Consider the following 25,281-nt stretch of genomic DNA (forward strand, 5'->3'; position numbering starts at 1 on the left):
GAAGGTTCGTCATGCCACTTGGTCCTCCTCCCGAGAGCTCCCTGGACACTCCCGGCACCGCCGCTTGCCCGGACCGCCTCGACGAGGAGGAGCTGAGCGCTCTGGACGCCCACTGGCGGGCGGCGAACTACCTGGCCGTCGGGCAGATCTACCTCATGTCCAACCCGCTGCTGACCGAGCCGTTGGCGCGTGAGCACGTCAAACCGCGGCTGCTCGGGCACTGGGGTACCTCGCCGGGACTGAACCTGGTCCACACCCATCTCAACCGGGTCGTCAAGGCAAGAGACCTGGACGCGATCTGTGTCTGGGGGCCCGGTCACGGCGGGCCCGCCGTGGTGGCGAACTCCTGGCTGGAGGGCAGCTACACCGAGACGTACCCGGACATCACGCGGGACGCGGCCGGCATGGCCCGCCTCTTCCGGCAGTTCTCCTTCCCGGGCGGCATCCCCAGCCATGTCGCACCCGAGACCCCCGGATCGATCCACGAGGGCGGCGAGCTGGGCTACTCCCTCTCGCACGCCTACGGGGCCGCGTTCGACAATCCGGGACTTCTGGTGGCCTGCGTGATCGGCGACGGTGAGGCCGAGACGGGCCCGCTGGCCGCCTCCTGGCACGCGAACAAGTTCCTCGACCCGGTACGCGACGGTGCCGTCCTGCCGATCCTGCACCTCAACGGCTACAAGATCGCCAACCCGACGGTCCTGGCCCGGATACCGGAGCCCGAACTCGACGCCCTGCTCAGGGGATACGGCCACGAGCCCCTCCACGTGACCGGGGACGACCCCCGCGCCGTCCACCAGGCGATGGCCCGCGCCATGGACGAGGCCCTGGACCGCATCGCCGCCTTCCAGCGCGCCGCCCGCACGGAGGGCGCCACCGAACGTCCGCGCTGGCCGGTGATCGTCCTGCGCACGCCCAAGGGCTGGACCGGGCCCGCCGAGGTCGACGGCGTCGCGGTGGAGGGCACCTGGCGAGCGCACCAGGTGCCGCTGCCAGCCGTACGCGAGAACCCGGATCACCTGCGGCAGTTGGAGAGGTGGCTGCGCTCCTACCGGCCCGAGGACCTGTTCGACGAGCACGGACGCCCCCGCGAACAGGTCCTGGCCTGTGTCCCCGACGGCGCGCACCGGCTGGGCGCCAACCCGCACACCAACGGCGGTCTGCTGCTGCACGACCTGTCCCTGCCGCCCCTGGAGCGGTTCGCCGTCCCGGTCGACAAGCCCGGCACGACGGCGCACGAGCCGACCCGTGTCCTCGGCGACCTGCTGGCGCAGGTGATGGCCGACTCCGGCGAACGGCGCGACTTCCGGCTGGTCGGCCCGGACGAGACGGCGTCCAACCGCCTCCAGGCCGTCTACGAGGCGAGCGGCAAGGCGTGGGAGGCCGAGGTACTGCCCACTGACGAGCACCTGGAGCGCGGCGGACGGGTGATGGAGATCCTCTCCGAACACACCTGCCAGGGCTGGCTGGAGGGCTATCTCCTCACCGGCCGGCACGGCCTGTTCTCCTGCTACGAAGCCTTCGTCCACATCGTCGACTCCATGGCGAACCAGCACATCAAGTGGCTGCGCGTCGCCCGCCGACTCCCCTGGCGCCGCCCGATCGCCTCCCTCAACTACCTGCTCACCTCGCACGTGTGGCGCCAGGACAACAACGGCTTCTCACACCAGGACCCCGGTTTCGTCGACCACGTACTCAACAAGTCGCCGGAAGTCGTGCGGGTCTACTATCCGCCGGACGCCAACACCCTGCTGTGCGTGGCGGATCACGTGCTGCGCAGCCGCGACTACGTCAACGTCGTCGTCGCGGGCAAGCAGCCGTGCTTCGACTGGCTCGACCTCGACACCGCCCGCGCGCACTGCGCCCGCGGCGCCGGGATCTGGGACTGGGCCGGCACCGAGTCCGAGCCCGGCGAGCCCGACGTGGTACTCGCCTGCGCGGGCGACGTACCCACCCTGGAAGTACTGGCCGCGGCCTCGCTGCTCCGCCGCCACCTGCCCGAACTCGCGGTACGGGTGGTCAACGTCGTGGACATCGCCCGGCTGTTGCCCGCGGAGGAACATCCGCACGGCATGCCCGACAGTGAGTACGACGCACTGTTCACCCCCGACAAGCCCGTCGTCTTCGCCTACCACGGCTATCCGTGGCTGATCCACCGGCTCGCCTACCGCCGCACCAACCACCCGCACCTGCACGTGCGCGGCTACAAGGAGGAGGGCACCACCACGACCCCGTTCGACATGGTCGTCCGCAACGACCTCGACCGCTACCGGCTGGTCATGGACGTCATCGACCGGGTGCCCGGTCTCGCCGTCCGCGCGGCGGCGCTGCGGCAGCGGATGGTCGATGTCCGCTACCGCCATCACGACTGGATCCGCGTCCACGGGGCTGACCTGCCGGAGGTCGCCGAATGGAACTGGAGTCAGTGACCACCCGTGCGGCGGAGCTGCGGCTGGGGGACGCCGCCGCCGAGGACGCGAAGGCCGTGCTGGCCGCGCTCGTCAGCAGCCCCGACGGCCTGTCGGGGGGCGAGGTGGCCGAGCGGCTCGCGGCCGTCGGGCCGAACGCCGTACGCACGCACCACGTCCGCGTCCTGGCGGTCCTCGGGCGGCAGTTGCGCAGCGCCCTGCTGATCCTGCTGGCGGTGACGGCCGGGGTCTCGTACTTCTTCGGCGAGCGGACCGGCGCGATCATCATCGCGGGGATTCTGGTGCTGAGCGTGGCGCTGGGCTTCGTCAACGAGTACCGGGCGGAGAAGGCGGCACAGGCCCTGCACTCGCGGGTGCGGCACACGGCCGTGGTGATCCGCGGCGGCGCGGCCACCGAGGTCGACGTGACCGGCCTCGTGCCGGGCGAAGTCGTACGGCTGACGCTGGGGCAGGTGGTCCCCGCGGACCTGCGCCTGCTGGAGTGCACGGCGTTCGCCTGCGACGAGAGCGTCCTCACCGGGGAGTCCGCCCCCGCCGAGAAGAGCCCGGAGCCGGTCGCCGCGGGGGCGGCACTGGCCGAGCTGACCTCCTGCGCGCTGATGGGGACGGTGGTGCACGGGGGCAGCGCAACCGGAGTGGTGGTCGCCACCGGGGGCCGTGCCGAGTTCGGGCGGATCGCGCTGGGGCTGGGCGAACGGCAGCCGGAGACCGACTTCCAGGCGGGGCTGCGCCGCTTCTCCATGCTGCTCCTCAAGGTCGCCGCCGCCCTCACCACGGGGATCTTCGTCATCAACGTCCTGCTGCACCGGCCGCTGCTCGACGCGCTGCTCTTCTCGCTGGCCATCGCGGTGGGCATCACCCCGCAACTGCTGCCCGCCGTGGTGAGCACCGGCCTGGCCACCGGCTCACGGCAGCTGGCTCGGCGCAAGGTGCTCGTGAAGCGGCTGGTGTGCATCGAGGACCTGGGCGACATGGACGTCCTGGTCACCGACAAGACCGGCACGCTCACCGAGGGCCGCATCCGTTTCGAGGCGGCCCTCGACCCGGCCGGCGCACTCTCCGACACGGTGCTGAAGCTTGGTCTGCTGGCCACCGAGGGCGACCTCGACCAGGTGGGCGGCAACGCGCTGGACGTCGCGCTGTGGCAGGCCACGGGCACGCCCCCGGCCGGTCACCACCGGCTCGCGCTGCTGCCCTTCGACCACGACCGGCAGCTGGGCTCCGCGCTCGTCGAGCGTCCGGACGGCAGCCGCCTGCTCGTCACCAAGGGCTCGCCCGAGGCGGTCCTGGCCCACTGCGGCGACGTACCGGACAAGGCGGCGGCGGTCCTCCAGGAGCACTTCGCGGCCGGCAGCCGGGTGGTCGCCGTGGCCACCAGGGACGCGGACGGGCAGACGTCCCTCACGGCCGCCGACGAGCACCGGCTGTGCCTGGCCGGCTTCCTGGTCTTCCTCGACCCGCCCAAGACCGGTGCCGCCGCCTCACTGCGCCGCCTCGCCGACCTCGGCGTCACCGTCAAGATCTGTACGGGCGACAACGCGCTCGTCGCCCAGAAGGTCTGCGTCGACCTCGGGCTGCCGCCCGGCCGGGCCCTGACCGGCCGGGACATCGGGGAGCTGGACGACGACCAGCTGACCAGGGCGGCCGAGACCACCACCGTCTTCGCCCGCGTCTCGCCCCAGGACAAGGCACGGGTCGTACGGGCGCTGCGGCGCCGTGGCCGGGACATCGGGTTCCTGGGCGACGGCGTGAACGACGCGCTGGCCCTGCACGCCGCCGACGTGGGGGTGTCCGTGGACACCGCGACCGACGTGGCCAAGGACGCGGCCGACGTCCTGCTCCTGGAGAAGGACCTCGGCGTACTCGCCGACGGCGTCGCCGAGGGCCGCCGGATCTTCGCCAACACCATCAAGTACGTCCTGATGGGCACCTCAAGCAACTTCGGCAACATGTTCAGCGCGGCCGGAGCCTCCCTGGTGCTGCCGTTCCTGCCGATGCTGCCCTCGCAGATCCTGCTCAACAACCTTCTTTACGACGCGGGGCAGTTGACCATCCCCACCGACCACGTCGACCCGGAGCAACTGCGCGCGCCCTCGCACTGGGACATCGCCTTCATCCGGCGTTTCATGCTCTTCTTCGGACCCGTCAGCTCCCTCTTCGACTTCCTCACCTTCGCAATCATGATCCAGGTCTTCCACACCGGTGCCGAACTGTTCCGCTCCGGCTGGTTCGTGGAGTCCCTCGCCACGCAGGCGCTGGTCGTCTTCGCCATCCGCACCCGCCGGGTGCCGTTCTACCGCAGCCGGCCCAGCCGCCCCCTGCTGTTCAGCGCCATCGGTGTCGTCGCCGTCGCCGTCGCGCTGCCGATGTCCCCGCTCGCGGGGCCGCTCGGTTTCCAGTCCCTGCCGCTCGGACTCCTCCTCACCCTGGCCCTGATGGTCGTGCTCTACCTGGTGCTGATCGAGGGCGCGAAACACGTCTTCTACGCCCGCGCCGACGCGCGAGCCGCACATCCACCGGTACGCCGCCGCACCCGCCGGCACCGCATCCAACGGCGGGCCGGCCGCTTCAGCCACCCCGGACCGCTGCGACCCCGGTGACAGCTGTCACCGGGGCCATCAGCGGCACCGCACCGCACCGCACCGGACGATCGCGTCACCCCGGGCGGCCCGGAACGGTCAACCGCTCAGGGCTTCCTCGGCGTCCCGGCGCGTCGGCCAGTTGTCCCGCCGCTCCCGTGCCACCTGCGCGCGGCCGCCGGCCCGCTCTTGGGGCAGCGAGACCGACGGGGCGAGGGCCGGTACGGGCATGGCGGGCTCCGGGATCACGGCCCCCGCGGAGAGCGCCGCGTGCCCGTCGCTCCGGCGCACGCGCCGTCCGTCGGACTCGCCGTCACCGTCCCTGCTCTGGTGCTCGAAGAAGCGGAGCATCTCCACCGGGAACGGCATCACGAGGGTGCTGTTCTTCTCGGCGGAGACGTCCACCACGGTCTGCAACAGGCGCAGTTGGAGTGCTCCGGGGGTGTCGGCCATGGTCGCGGCGGCGTCGGTCAGCCGCTGGGACGCCTGGAACTCTCCGTCGGCGGCGATGACCCGTGCACGGCGCTCCCGCTCGGCCTCGGCCTGCTTCGACATCGAGCGCATCATCGACTCCGGAAGGGCGATGTCCTTGATCTCGACGCGCTCGATGCGCAGCCCCCAGGGCTCCTCGGTGGGGGCGTCCATCACCTTCTTGAGCTCCGCGTTGATGTGGTCACGGTCGGAGAGCAGCGTGTCCAGGTCGGCCCTGCCGATGACCGAGCGGAGCGACGTCTGGGCGATCTGGGAGACGGCGGCAGGGTAGTTGCGCACGTTCACCAGGGCCTTGACGGGGTCGATGACCTTGAAGTAGACGACCGCGTCGACGGTGAGCGTCACGTTGTCGGCGGTGATGGACCCCTGCGGCGGGATGCCGAGGACCTCGGTCTGTACGGACACCTTCCGCATCCGGTCCCCGATCGGCCGGATGACGCGCAGGCCCGGCCCGCGGATGTCCGGCAGCAGCCGCCCGAAGCGGAACACGACGCCCTTCTCGTACTGCTGGACGTTGCGCAGGCTCAGGGCGAGCAGGACGAACCCGGCCACGGCGCACACCGCCAGCACGGTGATCAGAACACCCATGGTTCTCACTTTCCTTCTGTCGATGACGGTCCCGGACCCGAGCGGTCCGGGAAGCACACGGCACGGGAGGACCCCGGCCTGTCGTCTGAGGCGCGGCCGGGGTCTGGGGCTGCTGTTGAGGCTCTGGTGTGTCGGCCCGGCTCAGCCGGGAGAACGCTGCGGTACGCCGGTCCGGTCGGCCCGGGTGATGCCGGTGGCGGCCAGAATCCGCTCGGCCGAGACGGCGTTGTCTTCCTGTACGGCCATCTCCATCGCGGCGTGCGCGGGCCCGGGACGGGCCCCCGGTGGGATCACCAGGAACAGGAAGTGGTCCTGGTCCCCACGGGTGACGATCATGGTGTTGTCGCTCACGGCGGACCAGTCGATGCGCACCATGTGCCCGTCGACGAACAGATGGCCCGGCGTCTCGTCCCAGTCGCTCGCGTCGAGGCCCACGCGGGCGATGAGGCCGAGGCGAGCCGTCAGCGCGCTGAGGAGACCCGACAACTGGCTCCTGGAATCGCGTGTCCGCGGCCACCACGCGCCGTCGAACGTCCCCGTGCGCTTCGCTGTCGTCTCCATCCGCAGGACCGCGGTGCCGGGAAGCACCGGCTCGCTGCTGGTGTCCGCAAGGAGCCTTACGGTGTTCATGGCGACTCCTTCTCCCTCGCTCGCGGGTGCGCCGACCCTTCCTCTGCCGACTGCGGCCGTGGTGGCCGCCGGGGTTCCCACGGCTCTCACCGTGCCGTCGGTGGAACGTGAACGGCCGGGATCTGCGGGCGGGCTGCCGGACCGCGGACTTCGTGGTCTTCCTCGGAGTCCCAGGTCGCCCGGACGGCCGGGCCGGTCTCCGGCACCGTGCGCAGGCGCGCCGCGTCCCTCATCAGCCGGTCCGCGTGCGAGGTTCGCCCACAGTCTCCGCCGGCGGCCATCAGCCGACGGGCCAGGACGGGCGTCGGCTGCGCCTGCCCGCCGCAGGGCACTGCACCCGGGGCGGCCCGCCGGTCCGGGCGGTTCGTAGGGCCCCCGGTGGTCCGCAAGCGCGGCGGACCGAGCACGGCCGTCGGCGAGGACCCGAGGAGCGCGGAAGGGGTCCGCGGTGACGTGAAGGCGGGCGTACTTCCGAGGATCGGCGTGAGGGAAACGGTCGTAGTCATGACGCGAACCCTGCTCCGGGCCGGTCGGAACCGGCCCGGCGTGATCAATTCGCCGAAAGTGACAACGACGTGGAAGCCGATGCACGAAATACCCTCGGTAACACCAGCGTACTCCGCCGACGGTCCGAACGGACTCCACGCCCGGCGGTGCGGCCGGCCCAGGATCGGGCACATGGAGCCCGCCAGGACCCGGCACGTGGAGCCCGCCAGGACCGGGCGCGGGACGCCCGCCCAGCAGGGTCCGGTGACGACACCCCCGGACCCGCGCCGGGAGGGCCGCGGACCCGGGGGTCCGGCGGCCACCGTCAACGGACTGTGACTCCCGACCCCACGCCTTCCTTCAAAGCGGTGGCCATACCTTCCATGAGCCGCCCGGCCTCCGCGTCCGAGGCCGCGGGCGGCACCACCAGCAGGTCCCACCGGCCCCGGCCGGGCGCCAGCAGGCAGATGGTGGACGGGGAGCGCTGGGTCGTCGTCCGGCGCAGGCGTACCACCTGGTTGGCGACGAGCAGCCGGCCCGGGAACGGGGACCATACGGCCTCGTCCACGAGGACGCTGGCGATCTGTCCCCAGTCGTGCGGCAGTCCGCCCAGCAGCCCGGGCAGTTCGGACGCCAGGTCGGACGAGCGGGGCCACCAGGCACCGTCGATGCGCCTGGGCATGCGGAGCTGTACCGACTGGGGTACCAGGCGCAGGCGTACGGCGGACGACGAGGAGAGCAGGGGCGGAGGGGCGAGTGTCATGGGAACTCCTGGAGGGGATGCGGTCGCTCGGGTTCACACGGCGGGCGGGGACACGTTTGGGGGTGGGTCAGCGCACGTCCCTGACCCGGCAGAGGCGGCCGGAGGGGCGGATCACGACGGCGGACGGGTCGAGCCGGACCCGGTCGACGCCGTACCCGGCACCGAAGGTCGGCGTGGCGCCGGCGGAAGCCGACCCTGACGCCGAGACCCGTGACGGTGTGGGGCACCGCGCCGGGCACGCCCTCCGCGGGACGGATCAGACGCCCCCACAGCCGCCGGACGGCCGGACCGAGTGCCGGGAAGGGCAGGAAGACGATCAACGCCGTGATCGCCGGGGGCCGCCGCTCGCCGACGGCGAGTTCGCCAGCCGTCCCCTCGCGCCGGAAGCGCGGGAAGCGCGGGAAGGCTGCCCTCCCGTCGTACTCCGGGGACGGTGTGGTGCCTTCCGGCAGAACGGCGGACGGGGGGCGGGGCCGGAGAATGCGGAGGGTATGGAGGGACATGCGCGGTCCTTGACCTCGGTGACGTCGGTGCGGCCGGGGTCTTGGGCTGCGTCTTCGGCGGTGAGTGCGTCCGGCATCGCTGAGAACTGATGCGCGTCGCGCGGGCGGCGGATACGGGGGTTACAGGGGCTTGGCGCCGGCTGGAGCGTGGAGGGCGGGCGGCGGGGCCGTCAGACGGTCTCGCCCAGGTGGGCGCGATCGACGGGCGGTCTGCTGGAGTCGAGCCAGGAGCTGAGCGGACCGGCGGCGCGCGAGGCGTCCAGTGTGAGGTGCAGTCGCGTGCCCGTCCCCGAGGGGCCCGCGGGGTAGCTGCGCTGCTCATCTCCGGTGAACATCAGCCGGAGCGCCTCCGCGACCCGTCGGGCCGCTTCGGGGTCCGCGGAGACCAGGCGGACCTCCACCTGCCCCTGCCCGCTCGGCTCGTGCGCGGCCTCGGGACGGGGTGGGCGATGTGGGGCTTTCGATGTCATGAGCGGACCCCGGACCGGACCTGAGCGGTCCACATCTCTCCTGCGACGAGGACGAGGCCGGTGCGGACACCGGCGTACGACGTGCCCTCGACGTCTTGAGCCTACTCCTGCCGCTCGGCACAGCCGCTCCAGCGCATCCGAGCAGTGTGCGGTGGCCGCCGAGACACCGGCCGGCCCCCGATGCCTGGATGACGGTCCGGTCGATCGTGAACAGCTCCCGGGACGACGAAGTGACGCCGCTGCCAGTCGCACCGGTCACCTTCCCGTCTGTCGTCCGGCAGCCCGGGGAGTCCCACTGAGAGGGAGTGGCCGCGCCGACGCAGGTGTGCGGCGGGGCCGCCAGTTGGCCCTGGTGGGTGCGATCGGCGGGCGGCCCCTGGCACTCGGGGCGTGTGGCCGGACCGGTCTGATCGCCCACGACGGCCCGTGGTTCCCGTCGGTCCACTCCCGCCGTACGACGGCACCGTGGCGAGTGGCGGGGGGAGTAGGGTGGATACACCGAGGGCACTTCGCACACCGGCTTCCACGCCGGGTCGTCCTCGGCGAGAGATGAAACCCGGGCCGTGACCCCAGGGGCGGCCCGGAGACGGGTCCGCATCATGACCGCGACCTTCGAAGCAACCCTGCCGCGGCTCGCACCCGTCGTAGCCCTTCCCGTCCGTCTCGCGCTGAAGACGGACGGCCCCTCCCGTGGACTCCTGGACGGCGCTTGGTGGCCGCGCTCGCGCGACCTGCTGCGCGAACTGCCCGCACTGACCGATGCGCTGGACCCCGTGTGGGGCCGCATCACCCGGATCGCCGTCAACCCCGAGCACTGGCCGGTCATCCCGCACAAGGTGCCCGTGAACGGCCATGTCGTGAAGGTCGGTTGGTTCACGCCGGAGATCGACCCGAACAAACTGCTGCTGCTCTCCTACGGCACCGGACGCTGGGATCTGCTCGTCGTTCCGCCCGAAACCGGGGCGGAGGCGGCGGCCCGTCTGATGGCGGCCGCATCCGACTACGACGCCCCGCCGCTGACCGCGAGCGTGCTCATCGCCGCGGACCGAGCCGGGCGCGCGGTCTCCACGGCCGACAAACCACTCGATCCGGGCCAGGCTTGGGAGTACGAGGGCGGTGCCTGCACGACGTCCTCAGCGCTACCGCTCGGGACGGTGACGTCAGCCGCCTGATTGTCGGCAAGTGAGAGGGCGGCCATGAACGCCTCATGGACGACCGCCGACCGAAGGTGAACGACCGCGACAGGGCTGACCCCGCACGGCGGGGCGAAGGACGTCTCACTGCCCAGGCGTTGCGGGTTGTCGCCGACTGGGATCGGCAAAGCGGCGGCGGTGTCCGGACCGATGCCCACCACGGTGAGCCGCCGCGAGGTGTGGCGTTCCACGCGCCGGGCCGGTCGGCGTTCCACGTCACGGAAGGTGGCGTCGCCACGGCCCGTCGCGGTGGTGACGTCACACCCCAGGAAAGCAGCCAACTCGCCTGCCGGACGGCGGACGGCTGTCGCGCGCGGGGCGATGCCTCGGCGACCGCCCGGCCGGTCGCGGGCCGGTGCGCGGCGACGTGGGCGATGAGCGGCGCGGGCCGGAACACCTCGCGGGGTCAGTAGGCGGCGAGGGAGATGGCGGTGTAGTGCGCCGTGAAGGCCGCCACGGTCAGCGCGTGGAAGACCTCGTGGAAGCCGAACCAGCGGGGCGAGGGGTTGGGCCGCTTGAGGGCGTAGACCACGGCACCCGCACTGTAGAGAAGACCGCCGGCCACGATCAGGACGACCACGGCCGCTCCGCCCGTGTGCAGGAAGTCGGGCAGGTAGCGCACCGGCGCCCACCCCAGGGCCAGGTAGCAGGGTGTGTACAGCCAGCGCGGAGCTCCGACCCACAGGACCCGGAACGCGATGCCGGCGAAGGCGCCCGTCCACACGATCCACAGCAGCACGGACCGCTGGTCCGGCGGAAGGAGGAGCACGGCCAGGGGCGTGCAGGTGCCGGCGATGATCAGGAAGATGTTGGCGTGGTCGAGACGTCGCAGAAGAGCCTCGCCGAGCGGTCCCCAGGTGCCGCGGTGGTAGATGGCGCTCGTCGCGAACAGCAGCCAGGCGGTGACCGAGTACACGGCGCAGGCCAGGACCGCCTGCGGGGTACGGGCCAGGCAGACGAGCACGATGCCTGCGATCAGTGCGGTGGGCACCATTCCGGCATGGAGCCAGCCGCGCAACCTCGGCTTGATCGGCTCGGCCAGGTCGGCCACCCGCTCCACCAGAGCGGAAACCGAGTGAGCCCCCTCCCCCGCGTGGTCGCCCGGTGATACGTCGGGTAGCCCGTCCGCACGGCGTTCTCCACGCGCTGACGCGACGTGACCATATTCGACTTCAGCGGCGTCGCGGGACACAGCTTGTCGTCCTCCCCCGGGCTTGTGGGCGTCACTGGCAACCATGCGGTCATGCTAACGAGCCCGTGCAGGGGGGCGGTGAGTCGTCAGGGGTGCTCACCGGCTCCGGCTTCACCTCTGCTGAGTCGGCGTCAGGTCCGCGCTCCGCTGATGCACCAGCAGGAGCCTGTTCCGGCCGTCGACGCGGTATTACCGTCCCAGGGTGTGGGGGGGGGCCGCGAAGATCCTCCGCCATCTGCTTCACGGACGGCGCCCGGCGGTGGCCGCGTAAGCGTAACCGGGCGGCCCCCGCGACGGGTTGACTTCCGTGAAGGGGGGCTGTCACGCTCATTGCGGCGATCGATGTGTGCCCCGCCGCATGCCTCCCCCTTCTGCCGGGGCCGGCCGGGACGTCTCGCCGTCCGTCACAGCTCTCTTCGCTCTCGTCGCCCGCTGTCGCTTCTCGGTGCTTCCCTTTCCGCGCCCTCGCACCAACTCGCCTTACCGCGCCTCGCCTTGATCAGTACCGTGACGCCTTGCGCTTCCTTGTGACGTCTTGCGCTGTCTTGTGACGTCTGGTGCCGCCTTGTGGCCTCGACACCGCACGGCAGGCTTTCCGGCCTGCCGTGCGGTGCTCCCCGTTCCGTGGAAGCGGCTTCTCCATGTCCTGCGTGTCCTGCCCTGCATGTCCTGCGCCCTGCGTGTCGTACGAAGGAGAGACTCATGACCAGCTCCACCCAGGTCCCCCAAGCGGTGACGCCCGGCCGGTTCGGGCGGGCGCCGTCACTCGCCGGGCTTCCGTCGCTGACGGGGCTCCGGTTCTACGCGGCGACGGCCGTGTTCCTGTACCACGTCACCAGTCCCCAGCTCAGCCCCTTCAGCGGGCGGGCCGCGCAGCACGCGGCCCGGCTGTTCGGCGTCGCGGGCGGTCTCGGGGTGTCGTTCTTCTTCATCCTCAGTGGGTTCATCCTCACCTGGTCGGCCCGCCCCGAGGACACCCCGGGCCGGTTCATGCGCAGGCGCCTGGCCAAGCTGTACCCCAACCACCTGGTCACCTTCGCGGTGTCGTTGGTGGTCTTCGCCGGCGCGGCCACCACCGCCTGGCAGCACTGGCTGCCGAACCTGCTGCTCGTGCAGACCTGGTCCTGGGACCCCGCGGTGTCGTTCAGCGTCAACACCCCCAGCTGGTCGCTCGGTTGCGAGCTCCTGTTCTACCTGTGCTTCCCGCTGCTGCACCGCGCGGTGAAGACGATCTCCCCCGGGCGGCTGTGGACGGTGACCGTGCTGTTCCTGGCCGCCGTCGCCGCGGTACCCGCCTTCGCCTACGCCGTGCTGCCCGGCGAGATACGCGTCCCCGGCTGGCAGGCGAGCGAGATCCAGAACTGGTTCGTGTACCAGCTGCCGCCGGTACGGATGCTGGAGTTCGTGCTCGGCATGCTGCTCGCCCGGATCGTGCTGACCGACCGGTGGGTGGGCGTGCGCCTGTGGCAGGCGGTGCCGCTGTGCTTCGTCGCGTACGGCGTGGCACTCGAAGTGCCCTACCTGTACGCCCTGTCCGCGGTCTGGGCGGCTCCGCTCGGTCTGCTCATCGCCGCCGCCGCGGTCGCCGACGTGCGCGGCGAGCGCTCGCCGTTCCGCGGACCGGTCACGAAGTGGCTCGGCGAGGTGTCGTTCGCGTTCTACCTGTTGCAGGCCACCGTGCTGATCGGCGGCGGCACCTACCTCGCCGGACACCGCCCCTACGGATTCGCCGAGACCCTCGGGCTGTGCCTGCTGGCGTGGGCCGTCACCACCGCCCTCGCCTACCTGCTGTACGCGCTGGTCGAGCGGCCGGCGACGAAGCACCTGGGCCGGGCTCGCCCGACGGGCAACGGCAGGGGCACCTCCAGGCGGACGGAGAGCGTCCGTTGACACCGACTCCATGTACATGTCACGCTTTTCCCGGAGCCCTTCTGCCCTGACACAGCACGACCCAGGCGATGTCCACCGGTGATCACCGGTCGGATGTCGCTTTTTCTGTGTGCCGTGCTCCGCTCCACCCGGTCGCGGGCTCCCCGCCCGACATCCCGGCTGGAACTCCCCGACCCCTCACCAAGGACGTGTCGACATGCCCGAGACCCAGACCCCCGCACAGATTCCGCACGCCGCGCGGATCATGGACTACTTCCTGGGAGGTTCCGAGAACCTCCCCGTGGACCGCGCCGCCGCCGACGGCATCGTGAAGCTGCTGCCCGGCGGCCCGCTGGGGGCGCGCGCCAACCGACGCTTCCTCAACCGGGCGGTGCGCACCGCCACCCTGCGCGGCATCGGCCAGTTCCTGGACATCGGCAGCGGCATCCCGGCCGCCGCCGCCACACACGAGGTCGCGCCCGGGGCGAAGGTCGTCTACGTCGACAACGACCCGGTCGTCGGGGACATCGCCCGCCGCATCCTGGGCGAGGTCTCCGACGGCCGCACGGCGTACGTCGACGCGGACTTCCGCGACCTGGAGGCCGTACTGTCCGCCCCGGCCACCAAGGAACTGCTGGACCTCTCCCAGCCGGTCGCGGTGCTGTTCGGCGCGCTGCTGCACTTCGTGGTGGACGCCGACGACCCCTACGGCGCCGTCGAACGCTACAAGCAGGCCCTGGCCCCGGGCAGCCTGGTCGCACTCACCCACTCCAGCCCCGACTACGTCTCCGCACCGGTGCGGGCCGCGGTCGACGAGCTGTACACCAACCTGCGGGTCGACCTGGCCTCCCGTTCCCGCTCGGAGATCGCCCGGTTCGTCGCCACCGAGGGCTGGACGGTACTCGAACCCGGCGTGGTGTCCGTCAACGAGTGGGAGACGGAGGAGGAGCGGGCGGCCGACGCGGACTACCAGACCAACCGGGAGGACACCGCCGGATTCGCCGCGGTCGCCGTGAAGAACTGATCCACCCGGTCGCCCGGGGGTGGATCGGCTTTCACGGCCGTACCGAAGGGCCTGGCCGGTCCGTTCCACCCCGCCACCCGGTACCGCCCCCGCCACGCGCGACCGGCGTTCCACCCCGCCACCCGGTGTCGAGCCCGCGGCCAGTGGTTTTTCGTTTGGATCAGGCTGGATCAGGCACCGGGGCCCGCGATCACGGCCTGATCGGAACGAGAGACCCTAGCGGGTGGCGGCCTCCGGCCGCTCGGTGAACGCCGCTCCGGAGTGGGTCGTACCGAGAAGTTCCAGCAGCAGGGCACGCAGTTCCGGCTCGCCGCCGGGGCCCAGCATGTCCGCCACGTCGGCCGCCAGCCCGTCGACGGCCCGGGCGACGACGGCGAGCGCCTCGCGCCCGGTGTCGGTCATCTCCAGCGCGTACCTGCGGCGGTCGTACGGATCGCGTCCGCGGCGCACCAGCCCCTGCTTGACCAGGTCGTCGACGAGCTGCGAGGCGGCGGGCCCGGAGATCGCGAGGAGTTCCGCGAGGCGCTGCTGGGCGCAGGGGCCCTGTGTCTCCAGCGCCGACAGTGGACCGTAGTGGCGCACCCGCAGCCCGGTGCCGGCCAGCTTGTCGTCGCCGAGCCGGCGCAACCGGAGGTGGGCCTGCGCGACCAGGTACTCGGTGCCCTGGACGAAGGGCTGCGCCGACTCGGGCAGCAGCCGTGCCAGCAGTTCGTCGAGGCGGGCCGTCTTCTCGGGTGTCAGGACGGACGTCAGCCGCGCGTCGCGTTCGGCGACCGCCCGGCGGCTGGCCTCGACGGCGCCGCGGCCCTCGTCGGTGAGGGACAGTACGTACTGGCGGCGGTTGTCCGGGTTGCGGGTGCGGCGCACCTCGCCCCGGGCCTCCAGCCGGTCGATGACGGACACCATGATCGTGCGGTTGATGCCCAGGCGTTCGGCCAGGTCGAGCTGGGACGCCCAGTCCTGCCCGGTGAGGGCGTCGAGGACGAGGAAGTCACGAGAGTCGCTCTCGCCCGAGTCGCCGGAGGCGGAGAACTGCGCGTAGACCCGGCGCAGGAGGTAGCCGATGAAGTGGGTGAGCGACTCGGGCAGCACACCGGGCACCTCGGCGGTCTCCTCGGCCCGTGTCACCGGCGTCACCGCCGCCTCCACCCCCGGGTCACCGTCACCTGCATGCCGCACCACAGCACCTCCGAGGCGAGTATACGATCGCTTCCCGACCGCCCGGCGGGCAGCGGACCGGGGGAACGGCGGGTGCCGGGCGGTGGCGCGGGGCGCTCTGCTCACCGCCGGTGATCACGCGACGACCGCCCCCCTCCTGGGCGTCCCCAGTTTCCTGGCCGCCGGCTTCCTGCCTCCCGAGCTCCCTGACTCCCCGGCCCTCCCTGGCCTCCTGTCCGCCTGTTCTCCTGGCGCGTCGACTGCGCGGCGACTCGTGCCCGGGCCTGCGGGCCTCCGGCCTCACCGACGTGCCCTCTCGCCGCCTGATGTCGGTGGGGTGAATGACGGAACCGGGTTCGTGGCCGGGGCCCGTCTCAGAGGTCGTTCGCCGCGCCAAGGCCCGTCAGCGCGCCGACGGGGTCCAGGTCGGGTGAGCCACGGGGCCACCAGTCGTCGCGGCCCGGCTCGGACTCGTAGGCGTACCACAGGCCGTCGCGGCCCAGGCGGAGTTGGACATGGCCGCGCGGGTGGGTCAGGTGGTTGCGCCACGGGCGGAAGGCGGGGAGGTCGGCGGCCAAGAGAAGCGGGCGCGCCCGGTCGAAGCGTCCGGCCGGCGGGTCCCACGGTTCGTCGAGGACGTCGAGGCCCTCCAGACCGCCCTGCCGCCAGGCGGCGACCGCCCGCGCCAGCTCGGCCGGGGTGCGGCCGGCTGCGGAGGCGAGCGAGGAGTAGAGGGCGCGGGAGCCGGCGGTGAGGCCCGAACCGGGGCGGGCCGCGGCGAGTCGTACCGCGTCCTGCCACAGCGTCAGTTCCCCCACCGGGTCGCGGCCGGTGACGAGCAGGGCGTGGGCACGGGCGGCCGCGTCGGTCGCCAACTGGTCCAGCGCGAAGGGGTCCGGGCCGCCGGGGGCCGCCGGGTACACCGGAGGCTGTCCGGGGTGTACGGGCATGGCCAACGGATTCGGCAGAGGCGGGAGTTGCCGTGGCGCGAGCGCGTCGGTGGCCCGGACGCCGGGGAGCGGGGCGGGTTCCTGCTCCTGGGCGGCGCGGGCCGCACGGGTGGCGCTCCGCCGGGACAGCGCGTCGAGCAGGTCGCGTTCCCCGCGCCCGCGCAGGAGGAGCAGCACGAAGGGATCGGCGTCGAGCAGGCGCGCGGTCTGGTAGCAGAGGGCCGCCGCGTGCTTGCAGGGGTGCCCTGAGTCGGGGCAGCTGCACCGGGGTTCGAGATCGCCCGGGCCGGGGAGCAGCGGTGCCCCGCAGTCGGCCAGGGAGGGCGGCAGCTCCTTGTCGAGGAGCGCGGCGATGTGCCCGGGCCGGTCGGCGGCGGCATCCAGGAAGCGCTCCCAGCCGGCGTCCCCCAGGGTGCGCAGCCGCACCTGCACGCGGTACGGCCTCGGACGGCTGCCCCGTACGTAGGCGAGCACGAGTCCCGGCGTCACCGTGATCGCGTCCACGTGTCCCTGCTCCGCGTACGTCCGGCCGCGCACCAGCCGCTTGACGTCCAGTGCGCCTTCCTCCAACGCCGCCACCCACGCGTTCCCCCACCACGTCTCCGCGAACCGCCCACCCGGCACGGGCCCGCCCGGCAACGCGGCGAAGGTGCGGCGCAGTTCACCGTCCCGGCCGGGGGCGGCCATGGACTGCGGGGCGGGAAGTGGGGTGGGGGCGGCAGCTGTCGATGCGGGGGGCTCAGCGGCGGCAGTCGTCACAGCGCTCACGTGGGGTGCCGTGGCTGTGGGTGTCTCCGGCGCGGCCGGGTCGGCGGCCGGTACGTCATGTCCAGCGTGAGCGGCGTCCACCGCGACGGACGGGGACACGGGCGCGGCAGAGGCGCCGGCCCCGGCCGGGGTGTCCGGTGCGACGGTGGCGCCGGTCCCGGCCGGGGTGGCTGGCGCGGCGGGCGAGTTGGCTCCGACCCGCGCGCCGGTGGCCGTCGGTTCCGGTCCTCCCGGGTCAGGCGTCGCCGAGGCGGACGGACCACGCGTACCGGCAGGCGCGGCAGGCGCCGGCGTGATCGGCGCGCCGGAGCCGGTCGGCTCATCGGTGCCCGGTTCACGGCTCGCGTGTCCGGCGCCACCGGCACCTCCCACCCCCGCGAACCCCTCCCCCGTCTCGCCCTCGTCGTCGGGCATGCGGAACGCGTCCCCGAGCAACTCCCGTACCGCGCGGCCCCGGACGTCGGCCGTACGGCCCCGCGTCCGGCGCGCACCCCCGCGCGGCCGGGCAGCGGGCCGGACCGGACGTTGCTCCCCACCGGCACTCCGGCCGCCGCCATCACGTTCGACGGCCTCGCCGCCCCCTGCCCCAACAGCCCTGGCAGGCACGTCGGCATCCGCCTCCGTCCATGAGCCCGGTCCCCCGCGCGCACTCCCGGTGCCCACCTCCCCCGCGCCCGCGGGGCGCTCCCCGGCCCGTCGTGCCGCCCGGCTCTCGCCGCGTGCCGCGCGCAGAGCCTCGCGGGCCACGTCCGCGGGGCGCTCCCCCGGGCGGCCGACACCGGTGTCCGGTGTGGCTGCTGCGGCCGGAGTGGCGGGTGCGGCCGGAATGGCGGGTGCGGCTGAAGTGGCGGGTGCGGCCGGAATGGCGGCTCCCGGCGTCGCGCCCGACCGGTCCGGCTCGGCGCCGGGAGTACCCGTGGTGACGGCGGGCGCGTCCCGCGCAGGGTCTCCGCTCGCCGCCGCCTCCCGTCTGGCGGTGACGGCCCTCCGCAGCGCGGCACGGGCCGCGTCGCCCGGCCGGGCGGGCTCATGCTCGGTGGGGCGCGGCGGGTCGCCCTCGTGCGGGACGGGAGCGCCGGCCGGGCGGTCGGCGCCGGCGGTGTCCGTGTCCGCGTCCACCGCCCGGTCGCCGCGCTCGCGCGCGGCCTGCAGCGCCCTGCGTGCCTCGTCGGCCGGCCCGGACATCAGGCGTCCCTCCGCAGCGAGACGAGGTCGGTGAGTTCACGGTCGGTGAGTTCGGTGAGGGCGGACTCGCCGGAGCCGAGGATCGCGTCGGCCAGGGCGCGCTTGGCCTCCAGCATCTCGGCGATCCGGTCCTCGACGGTGCCCTCCGTGATGAGCCGGTGGACCTGCACGGGCTGGGTCTGGCCGATGCGGTACGCGCGGTCGGTGGCCTGTTCCTCGACGGCCGGGTTCCACCAGCGGTCGAAGTGGACGACGTGCCCCGCGCGGGTGAGGTTCAGGCCGGTGCCGGCCGCCTTGAGGGAGAGCACCAGCACCGGCGTGGCGCCGGCCTGGAAGCGGTCCACCATGCGTTCGCGTTCCGGTACCGGGGTCCCGCCGTGCAGGAGGTCCACCGGGACCGCCCGGGTGGCGAGGTGGGAGGTGATCAGACGGGCCATCCCGACGTACTGCGTGAAGACGAGTGCCGAGCCGTCCTCCGCCAACAGGGTGTCCAACAGCTCGTCGAGAAGGGCGAGTTTGCCGGAGCGGGCGGCGAGGCTGTCGCCGCGCGCCGCGCTGTCCTCCTCCTTCAGGTACAGCGCGGGATGGTCGCAGATCTGTTTGAGGGACGTGAGGAGCTTCAGCACCAGGCCCCGGCGGCCGATGCCCTGGGCCGTCTCGATGGCCAGCAGCGACTCGCGCACCACCGCCTCGTAGAGCGCGGCCTGTTCGCGGGTGAGCGGGACCGGGTGGTCGGTCTCCGTCTTGGGCGGCAGCTCGGGCACGATGCCGGGGTCGGACTTCTTGCGGCGCAGCAGGAACGGGCGGACGAGGCGGGCCAGCCGGGTGACCGCCTCCTCGTCCTCGCCGTTCTCCACGGCGCGTGCGTGCCGGGCACGGAACGACTTCAGCGGGCCGAGCAGTCCCGGGGTCGTCCAGTCGAGCAGGGCCCAGAGTTCCGAGAGGTTGTTCTCGACGGGTGTGCCGGTGAGGGCCACGCGCGCGGGGGACGGGATGGTGCGCAGCGCCTTCGCGGTCGCCGAGTACGGGTTCTTGACGTGCTGTGCCTCGTCGGCGACGACCATGCCCCAGTCGTGCCCGGCCAGCGTGACCGCCGCCGACCGCATGGTGCCGTAGGTCGTGAGGACGAAGCCTCCGGCGAGGTCCTCCAGGGTGCGGTCCGGGCCGTGGAAGCGGCGGACGGGGACACCGGGCGCGAACCGGGTGATCTCCCGCTGCCAGTTGCCCAGCAGCGAGGCCGGGCAGACCACCAGTGTGGGCTCCCGGCGGGCCCGGCGCAGGTGCAGCGCGATGAGGGTGATCGTCTTGCCGAGTCCCATGTCGTCGGCGAGGCAGCCGCCGAGGCCGAGGGAGGTCATGAGGTCCAGCCAGGCCAGGCCGCGGAGTTGGTAGTCGCGCAGGGTGGCGTTCAGGCCCGGCGGCGGTGCGGCGGGCCGGACGCCGGCCGTGAGCCGGTCGCGCAGGACGGCGAGCGCGCCGACGGGTACCGCCTCCACCGTCTCCCCGTCGACCTCCGCGCTGCCGGTGAGGGCGACGGACAGGGCGTCGACCGGGTCCAGCAGGCCGAGTTCGCGTTTGCGGGCCTTGCGGACGAGGGCGGGGTCGACCAGGACCCACTGGTCCCGCAGCCGGACGACGGGACGGTGGGCCTCGGCGAGTTCGTCCATCTCGCCCTCGGTGAGCGGGTCGCCGCCGAGGGCCAGCTGCCAGCGGAACTGGAGGAGTTCCTCGCTCTCGAAGAATCCCGTGCCGTCGGTCGCGGAGCCCGGCGCGGCCCGCACCACCGCGGTCGCGGTCAGGTCCTGCGCGAGGTCCCGGGGCCAGTGCACGGCGACCCCGGCGGCGGCGAGCCGGGTGGCCGCGACGCCGAGGAGGTCGCCCAACTCCTCCTCGGACAACGCCAGTACGTCGGGTACGTCCAGTTCGCCTAGCCGGTCGAGCGGGGGCCACACGCGGGCCGCGCGGCGCACCGCGAGGGCCGCGTCCACGCGGGCGCGCGGGCCGAACGCGGCGTCGGCCGAGCCGCTCCACAGCGCGGCCGCGTCGGCCACCAGGGTGGGGTCGGCGAGGCTGTGCACCTGGACGATCGCGGCGCCCGCGCTGCGGACGCCCTCGCCGCCGTCGCCGCGGTCCCCGCCGTCGAACAGCTCGTGCGCCGCGAGGTCCAGGCGGAGCGAGATCCGTACGCCCGCGTCCATGCCGGCGGCGACCTCCGCGGCCCAGTCCTGGGCATCGGGCAGGCGCTGCGGTCGGCGGTCCGCGAAGGGCCGGCCGGAGGCGTGCGGCGCGGCGGGGGTGCGGGGCAGGGTGTCCGCGACGGCGTCCAGGAAGGACCGCATCAGCGCGACGGGTTCGGGCAGCCGCAGCGGTCCCGGGCCGGGCAGCGGGACGGCATGGCCCTCGGGGGGCAGCGCGGCGGCGACCGCCCGCAGGTGCGCGATGTCGTCGGGGTCCAGCGGGCCGGCCCGCCAGGCGTCGTGACCGGTGGCCGTCAGTCCGGGCAGCAGCCGGCCGCGCGCGGCGAGCCGCAGCGCGTGCAGGGCGGCCGCGCCCCAGCAGGCGGTGGCGGGGTGGGCGGACCGGTCGCGGCGGGCGCGCACGAGCAGGGGCAGCGCCTCCTCGATGCCGAGCGTGAGGGCGGGCGCCGGCCCGCGCCGGACCGCCGTGCCGTGCCGGCGTACGACGGTGAGCCGCGTGTGCTCCGTGCCGTCACCGGGCAGCGGTCCGCCCTCGGGGTCCCAGAACACCACGCGTCCCTCGCGCGGCAGGGGCGCGGGCAGGAAGACCGCCGCGAGGCGCACGGGAACGGACGTCTCGTCGGCCACCGCCCCGTCGTTCATACGCCCTGTCACCTCCCGCACGCCGATCGCATCAGACGTCTTCGACTCTACGGGCGGGGTCTGACAATCGGCTCCGGCGACGAGCGGGGGCCACCGGTCAGGGGACCGTGCGGGAGACGACGTACACCATCGGGTACGTCGGGTTGGCCAGGTTCAGGATGACGTCCTGGGTGGGTGCCGGGTTCTTCTGGGCGTGGACCAGGCCCCACCACCGGCCGGGGCCGGTGAAGGACCAGCCGCTGACGCTCCGGTCGCGGGCGCCGATGGTGATCTTGTCCCGCCGGAGGTCCGCGCGGCGCGCGCCCATGCCGGTCAGGAAGGCGTCCAGGCCCGCGTTGGTGGTGCGGAACTGGACGTAGAGACGGCTGGTCTTCCAGTTGTTGGTCTCGTAGTAGGCGACCATGTCCGCCGGATGCGGGATCGGCACCTGGTAGAGGCGGCGCTGCACCTTGGAGGGCCAGGCCGGGGTGAGGCCGGTCGCCGCGTACTTGTCCTGCTTGGCCTTGCCGCTGTCCCGGCTCTGTTCGGCGGAGATCAGCAGGTAGCCGGCCGGGACGCCGATCAGCAGCCCGATGATGAGCAGCGTGATCGCCCGACGTCGGATCATGTGCCGGTGGCCCTCCGGCCGGGGCGGCTCGCTCGGGGGCGCCGCCTGGCGGGGCAGCGAGGCCGTCACAGCGACTCCTGGGTGGTGCGGCGGGCCTCCGTGTACCGCTCGTAGCGCTCGGAGCGCTCCACCCGGCGCCGCTTGGCGCGCCGGAAGCGGCGGGCGACCAGCCGGGCCAGGTCCGCGGCGCCGACCATGCCGGCCTCGGGGCCGAGCTGGGCGCGGGCGATGCGGGCCTCGGGGCGGTAGCCGCGGCCGGTGAGCTGGCGCTTGAAGGCGTCACGGGCGGGGCCGATGAGCAGGTCGTCGGCCGCGCTGACGCCGCCACCGATCACGAAGCAGGACGGGTCGAGGGCGGCGGCCAGGTTGGCGATGCCGACGCCGAGCCACTGCCCGATGTCCTGGAGCAGCTCGATGCACATGGCGTCGCCCTCGCGGGCCAGCTCGGTGATCATCGGGCCGGTGATGTCGCCGATGTTGCCCTTGACGTGTTCGATGATCCCGTAGGCGACCGGGGAGTCGGCGGCGGCCAGCTCCCGCGCCTCCCTGACCAGGGCGTTGCCGGAGCTGTACTGCTCCCAGCAGCCGCGGTTGCCGCACGGGCAGCGGTGGCCGCCGGGTACGACCTGCATGTGGCCGAACTCGCCGGCGACGCCGTACTTGCCGCGCTTGACCTGGCCGTCCTCCAGGATCGCGCCGCCGATGCCGGTGCCCAGCGTGATCATGACGAGGTGGTCCTCGCCGCGGCCGGCGCCGAAGCGCCACTCGGCCCAGGCGGCGGTGTTGGCGTCGTTGTCGACGAGCACGGGGACGGCCAGCCGGGCGGAGATGCGGTCCCTCAGCGGCTCGTTGCGCCAGGACAGGTGGGGTGCGAACAGGACGCGGTTGCGGTCGGCGTCGACCCAGCCGGCCGCGCCGATGCCCACGGCGTGCACGTCGTGCCGGTCGGACAGGTCCAGGACCAGTTCGACGATGGTGTCCTCGACGACCTTGGGGCTCTTCGACTTGTCCGGGGTCTCCGCGCGGAGCTTCTCCAGGATGTTCCCGTCGGCGTCGACGACGCCCGCCATCACCTTCGTACCGCCGATGTCGATGCCGACGGTGGGCACGCGGGGTGCCGTCAGGTGGGAGCGGCGTTCCCGGGTGCCGACCGTGCGGAGCGCTGTCGCGCGGCGGGAGCCGATGGGGGCGCTGAAGTTGCCGTAGGTGCTCATCAGGCCCGATTCTGCCTCACGCGCGTGGGGGGTGCCGTGCCGGGGAGCGAAGGCGGGCACGGGATGTCCGTGGGCGGTGGGGGTGTTGTGGCTGGTGGCGCGGTTGCGGGCGCCCCGGCCTGTGGTGTTCAACTCGTGACCGGGGTCGTCCGGCTGGTTTCCGCCCACCGGCCGGGCCCCCCGCCCGGGCGAACCGGCGTGAACCGTGCGCGTCGGCGGCACTTCGGGCGCATTGTCCGGACATTGCGACGAACCCGGTCGGGGCGAATGGTCCTCGCGGCCGTGGAGGCGGAGCGGTCGGGGCCGCACGCGAAGCGGCCAAGGCGGTACGGCGACGCGGTCAGGGGCGTGCGCGCAAGACGCTCAGGGCGGTACGGCGGAGCCGTCGGGGCCGCACGCGCAAGACGCCCCCAGGGCCGCACGGCGACGCGGTCAGGGCCGTACGAGCAGCTGGAACTCGAAGGAGTAGCGCGAGGGACGGTAGGTGTGGGAGCCGAACTCGACCGCGCGGCCGGTGTCGTCGAAGGTCGTGCGCTGCATGGTGAGCAGCGGGGCGCCCTCCTGCTCGGCGAGCCGCTCGGCCTCGGCCGCGGTCGCCGCCCGGGCGCCGATGGACTGGCGGGCGCTGTGCAGTGTGATGCCCGCGCCGCGCATCAGCCGGTACAGGCCGGTCGCCTCCAGCTGCGCGGTGTGCAGGTCGAGCAGTCCGGGCGGCAGGTGGTTGCACAGGTACGCCATCGGCTCGCCGTGCGAGAGCCGCAGCCGCTCCACCCGGTGCACCTCGCTGTCCTCGGCCACACCGAGGGCCGCGGCGATCTCCGCGGTCGCCGCCACCACCGTGTTGACCAGGACCTTCGTCGCGGGACGCTGGCCCGCCGCCTCCAGGTCGTCGAAGAGGCTGCTGAGCTCCAGCGGGCGCTTGACCTGGCTGTGCACGACCTGCGTGCCGACACCGCGGCGGCGTACGAGCAGGCCCTTGTCGACGAGCGACTGGATGGCCTGGCGGACGGTGGGCCGGGACAGACCGAGCCGCGCCGCGAGCTCGATCTCGTTGCCCAGAAGGCTGCCGGGGGTCAGCTTTCCGTGCTCGATCGCGGCCTCCAGCTGCTGGGACAACTGGAAGTACAACGGCACCGGGCTGCTGCGGTCCACAGAGAGTTCGAGCGTCACGGTCGGGTCCACTTGTGGTTTCGGCACGGGCCGAGCGTAGCCGCGCGGTTGGTTGACGGGAAGTCGTGTAGTCCGATTGTCAGGACATACGCATTGACAGCGTGGCGGGTCGGCCCGCACTTTGGTCCCATGCGCATCGGAGTCATCGGAACGGGCCGGATCGGCACCATCCATGCGAACAATCTCAGCCGCAACCGTGAGGTCGGCTCCCTGATCCTCACCGACGCGGCCCCCTCGCGGGCCCAGGAACTCGCCCATCGGCTCGGCGAGACGGCGGCGCCGGGCATCGACGAGATCTTCCGGTGGGGTGTGGACGCGGTGGTGATCACGACGGCCACGTCGGCGCACGCCGAACTGATCGGTCGGGCAGCACGCTCGGGGCTGCCGGTGTTCTGCGAGAAGCCCATCGCGCTGGACCTGCCCGGCACGCTGCAGGCGATCGCCGAGGTCGAGAGCGCGGGAACCGTCCTCCAGATGGGTTTCCAGCGCCGCTTCGACGCCGGGTACACCGGCGCCCGGGAGGCCGTGGCCTCGGGGCGGCTCGGCCGGCTGCACACGCTCCGGGCGATGACCTCGGACCAGGCGCCGCCCCCGGCCCCCTATCTGTCCGCGTCCGGCGGCCTGTACCGGGACACCCTGATCCACGACTTCGACGTGATCCGCTGGGTGACCGGCCGCGAGGTCGTCGACGTGTACGCGGCCGGGTCCGACGCGGGGCCCGCGCTCTTCCGTGAGCTGGGGGACGTCGGCACGGCCGCGGCGGTCCTCACCCTGGACGACGGCACGCTCGCCACCGCGACGGCGACCCGGCTGAACGGCGCGGGCTACGACGTCCGCATGGAGCTGGCCGGGGAGCTGGACCAGATCGTGGTCGGCCTGGACGACCGGACGCCGATCGCGTCCACCGAGCCGACCGGCCCGCCCGCCGCCGACAAGCCGTGGACCGGGTTCCTGGAGCGTTTCGGACCCGCCTACGAGGCCGAACTCGACGCGTTCGTCGAGGTGGTGAGGGGTGAGCGGGCCAACCCCTGCGACGGCCGCGAGGCCCTCCAGGCGCTGCGGATCGCCGAGGCCTGCGAGGTCTCCCGCCGTGAACGCAGACCCGTACGGCCGGCGGAACTCCCGGACGGGAGCTGACGGGCGGCGGGCCCGACTCCCCGACTTCCCTGCT

General features: G+C 73.1%; 17 protein-coding genes and 1 pseudogene. 7 read left to right on the top strand and 11 right to left on the bottom strand.

Annotated features, from left to right (window positions below; genetic code table 11):
• Nucleotides 1-11 precede the first annotated feature (11 nt).
• Nucleotides 12-2,429, top strand: a complete 2,418-nt coding sequence (locus tag AC07AZ_RS01195) for a phosphoketolase family protein (RefSeq protein ID WP_478842483.1) — start codon at nt 12-14, stop codon at nt 2,427-2,429.
• Nucleotides 2,411-5,029, top strand: a complete 2,619-nt coding sequence (gene mgtA, locus AC07AZ_RS01200; protein ID WP_478842485.1) for a magnesium-translocating P-type ATPase — start codon at nt 2,411-2,413, stop codon at nt 5,027-5,029. Before AC07AZ_RS01195 ends, mgtA begins: the two co-directional genes overlap by 19 nt.
• 78 nt (nt 5,030-5,107) lie before the next feature.
• Here the strand turns inward: mgtA and AC07AZ_RS01205 are convergent, their stop codons facing one another.
• The 4 genes from AC07AZ_RS01205 to AC07AZ_RS01220 all read right to left on the bottom strand — a co-directional run bounded on the left by AC07AZ_RS01205 (nt 5,108) and on the right by AC07AZ_RS01220 (nt 8,940).
• Complete coding sequence (locus AC07AZ_RS01205) at nt 5,108-6,088, bottom strand: slipin family protein (RefSeq protein ID WP_478842487.1); 981 nt, start codon at nt 6,086-6,088, stop codon at nt 5,108-5,110.
• 141 nt (nt 6,089-6,229) lie between these two features.
• Complete coding sequence (locus tag AC07AZ_RS01210) at nt 6,230-6,718, bottom strand: DUF5994 family protein (RefSeq protein ID WP_478842489.1); 489 nt, start codon at nt 6,716-6,718, stop codon at nt 6,230-6,232.
• 811 nt (nt 6,719-7,529) lie between these two features.
• Nucleotides 7,530-7,967: a DUF5994 family protein gene (locus AC07AZ_RS01215; RefSeq protein WP_478842491.1), complete on the bottom strand. Its 438-nt coding sequence runs from the start codon at nt 7,965-7,967 to the stop codon at nt 7,530-7,532.
• Between the two features lie 673 nt (nt 7,968-8,640).
• On the bottom strand, nt 8,641-8,940 hold the full coding sequence (locus AC07AZ_RS01220) for a hypothetical protein (protein WP_478842493.1): 300 nt from the start codon (nt 8,938-8,940) through the stop codon (nt 8,641-8,643).
• A 599-nt stretch (nt 8,941-9,539) separates the two neighbouring features.
• Here AC07AZ_RS01220 and AC07AZ_RS01225 point away from each other — a divergent pair.
• Nucleotides 9,540-10,112: a DUF5994 family protein gene (locus tag AC07AZ_RS01225; RefSeq protein WP_478842495.1), complete on the top strand. Its 573-nt coding sequence runs from the start codon at nt 9,540-9,542 to the stop codon at nt 10,110-10,112.
• Between the two features lie 427 nt (nt 10,113-10,539).
• Here the strand turns inward: AC07AZ_RS01225 and trhA are convergent, their stop codons facing one another.
• A complete protein-coding gene (trhA, locus tag AC07AZ_RS01230) occupies nt 10,540-11,325 on the bottom strand; it encodes a PAQR family membrane homeostasis protein TrhA (RefSeq protein ID WP_478842497.1) in 786 nt (261 codons plus the stop codon).
• A gap of 702 nt (nt 11,326-12,027) precedes the next feature.
• Between trhA and AC07AZ_RS01235 the strand changes: the two genes are divergently transcribed.
• Both AC07AZ_RS01235 and AC07AZ_RS01240 read left to right on the top strand, forming a co-directional pair.
• Nucleotides 12,028-13,215, top strand: a complete 1,188-nt coding sequence (locus AC07AZ_RS01235; protein WP_478842499.1) for an acyltransferase family protein — start codon at nt 12,028-12,030, stop codon at nt 13,213-13,215.
• 196 nt (nt 13,216-13,411) lie between these two features.
• Complete coding sequence (locus AC07AZ_RS01240; RefSeq protein ID WP_478842501.1) at nt 13,412-14,218, top strand: SAM-dependent methyltransferase; 807 nt, start codon at nt 13,412-13,414, stop codon at nt 14,216-14,218.
• A 216-nt stretch (nt 14,219-14,434) separates the two neighbouring features.
• On the opposite strand, the gene AC07AZ_RS01245 is transcribed toward AC07AZ_RS01240, so the two are convergent.
• The gene (locus tag AC07AZ_RS01245) at nt 14,435-15,397 is read right to left on the bottom strand and encodes a MarR family winged helix-turn-helix transcriptional regulator (RefSeq protein ID WP_478842503.1); all 963 of its coding nucleotides are present in this window, start codon (nt 15,395-15,397) and stop codon (nt 14,435-14,437) included.
• 353 nt (nt 15,398-15,750) lie between these two features.
• Nucleotides 15,751-17,022 (bottom strand): annotated as a pseudogene (locus AC07AZ_RS01250) (SWIM zinc finger family protein); the annotation flags it as partial.
• 417 nt (nt 17,023-17,439) lie between these two features.
• On the opposite strand from AC07AZ_RS01250, the gene AC07AZ_RS01255 reads away from it, so the two are divergent.
• Entirely contained in the window at nt 17,440-17,724 is a 285-nt protein-coding gene (locus AC07AZ_RS01255) for a hypothetical protein (protein ID WP_478842505.1), read from the top strand.
• A gap of 554 nt (nt 17,725-18,278) precedes the next feature.
• Here AC07AZ_RS01255 and AC07AZ_RS01260 read toward each other — a convergent pair.
• The 4 genes from AC07AZ_RS01260 to AC07AZ_RS01275 all read right to left on the bottom strand — a co-directional run bounded on the left by AC07AZ_RS01260 (nt 18,279) and on the right by AC07AZ_RS01275 (nt 24,110).
• The gene (locus AC07AZ_RS01260) at nt 18,279-21,119 is read right to left on the bottom strand and encodes a DEAD/DEAH box helicase (RefSeq protein ID WP_478842507.1); all 2,841 of its coding nucleotides are present in this window, start codon (nt 21,117-21,119) and stop codon (nt 18,279-18,281) included.
• Between the two features lie 97 nt (nt 21,120-21,216).
• Nucleotides 21,217-21,795 carry a sugar kinase gene (locus tag AC07AZ_RS01265; protein WP_478842509.1) on the bottom strand — a complete coding sequence of 193 codons (579 nt, stop codon included), beginning with the start codon at nt 21,793-21,795 and terminating at the stop codon, nt 21,217-21,219.
• The gene (locus tag AC07AZ_RS01270) at nt 21,792-22,940 is read right to left on the bottom strand and encodes an ROK family glucokinase (protein WP_478843405.1); all 1,149 of its coding nucleotides are present in this window, start codon (nt 22,938-22,940) and stop codon (nt 21,792-21,794) included. The genes AC07AZ_RS01265 and AC07AZ_RS01270 overlap by 4 nt, the downstream gene beginning before the upstream one ends.
• A gap of 432 nt (nt 22,941-23,372) precedes the next feature.
• On the bottom strand, nt 23,373-24,110 hold the full coding sequence (locus AC07AZ_RS01275) for a GntR family transcriptional regulator (RefSeq protein WP_478843407.1): 738 nt from the start codon (nt 24,108-24,110) through the stop codon (nt 23,373-23,375).
• Nucleotides 24,111-24,239: 129 nt separating this feature from the next.
• On the opposite strand from AC07AZ_RS01275, the gene AC07AZ_RS01280 reads away from it, so the two are divergent.
• The gene (locus tag AC07AZ_RS01280; protein WP_478842511.1) at nt 24,240-25,247 is read left to right on the top strand and encodes a Gfo/Idh/MocA family protein; all 1,008 of its coding nucleotides are present in this window, start codon (nt 24,240-24,242) and stop codon (nt 25,245-25,247) included.
• The last annotated feature ends 34 nt before the right edge of the window (nt 25,248-25,281 follow it).

The sequence above is a fragment of the Streptomyces sp. NPDC043878 genome, assembly GCF_056435735.1.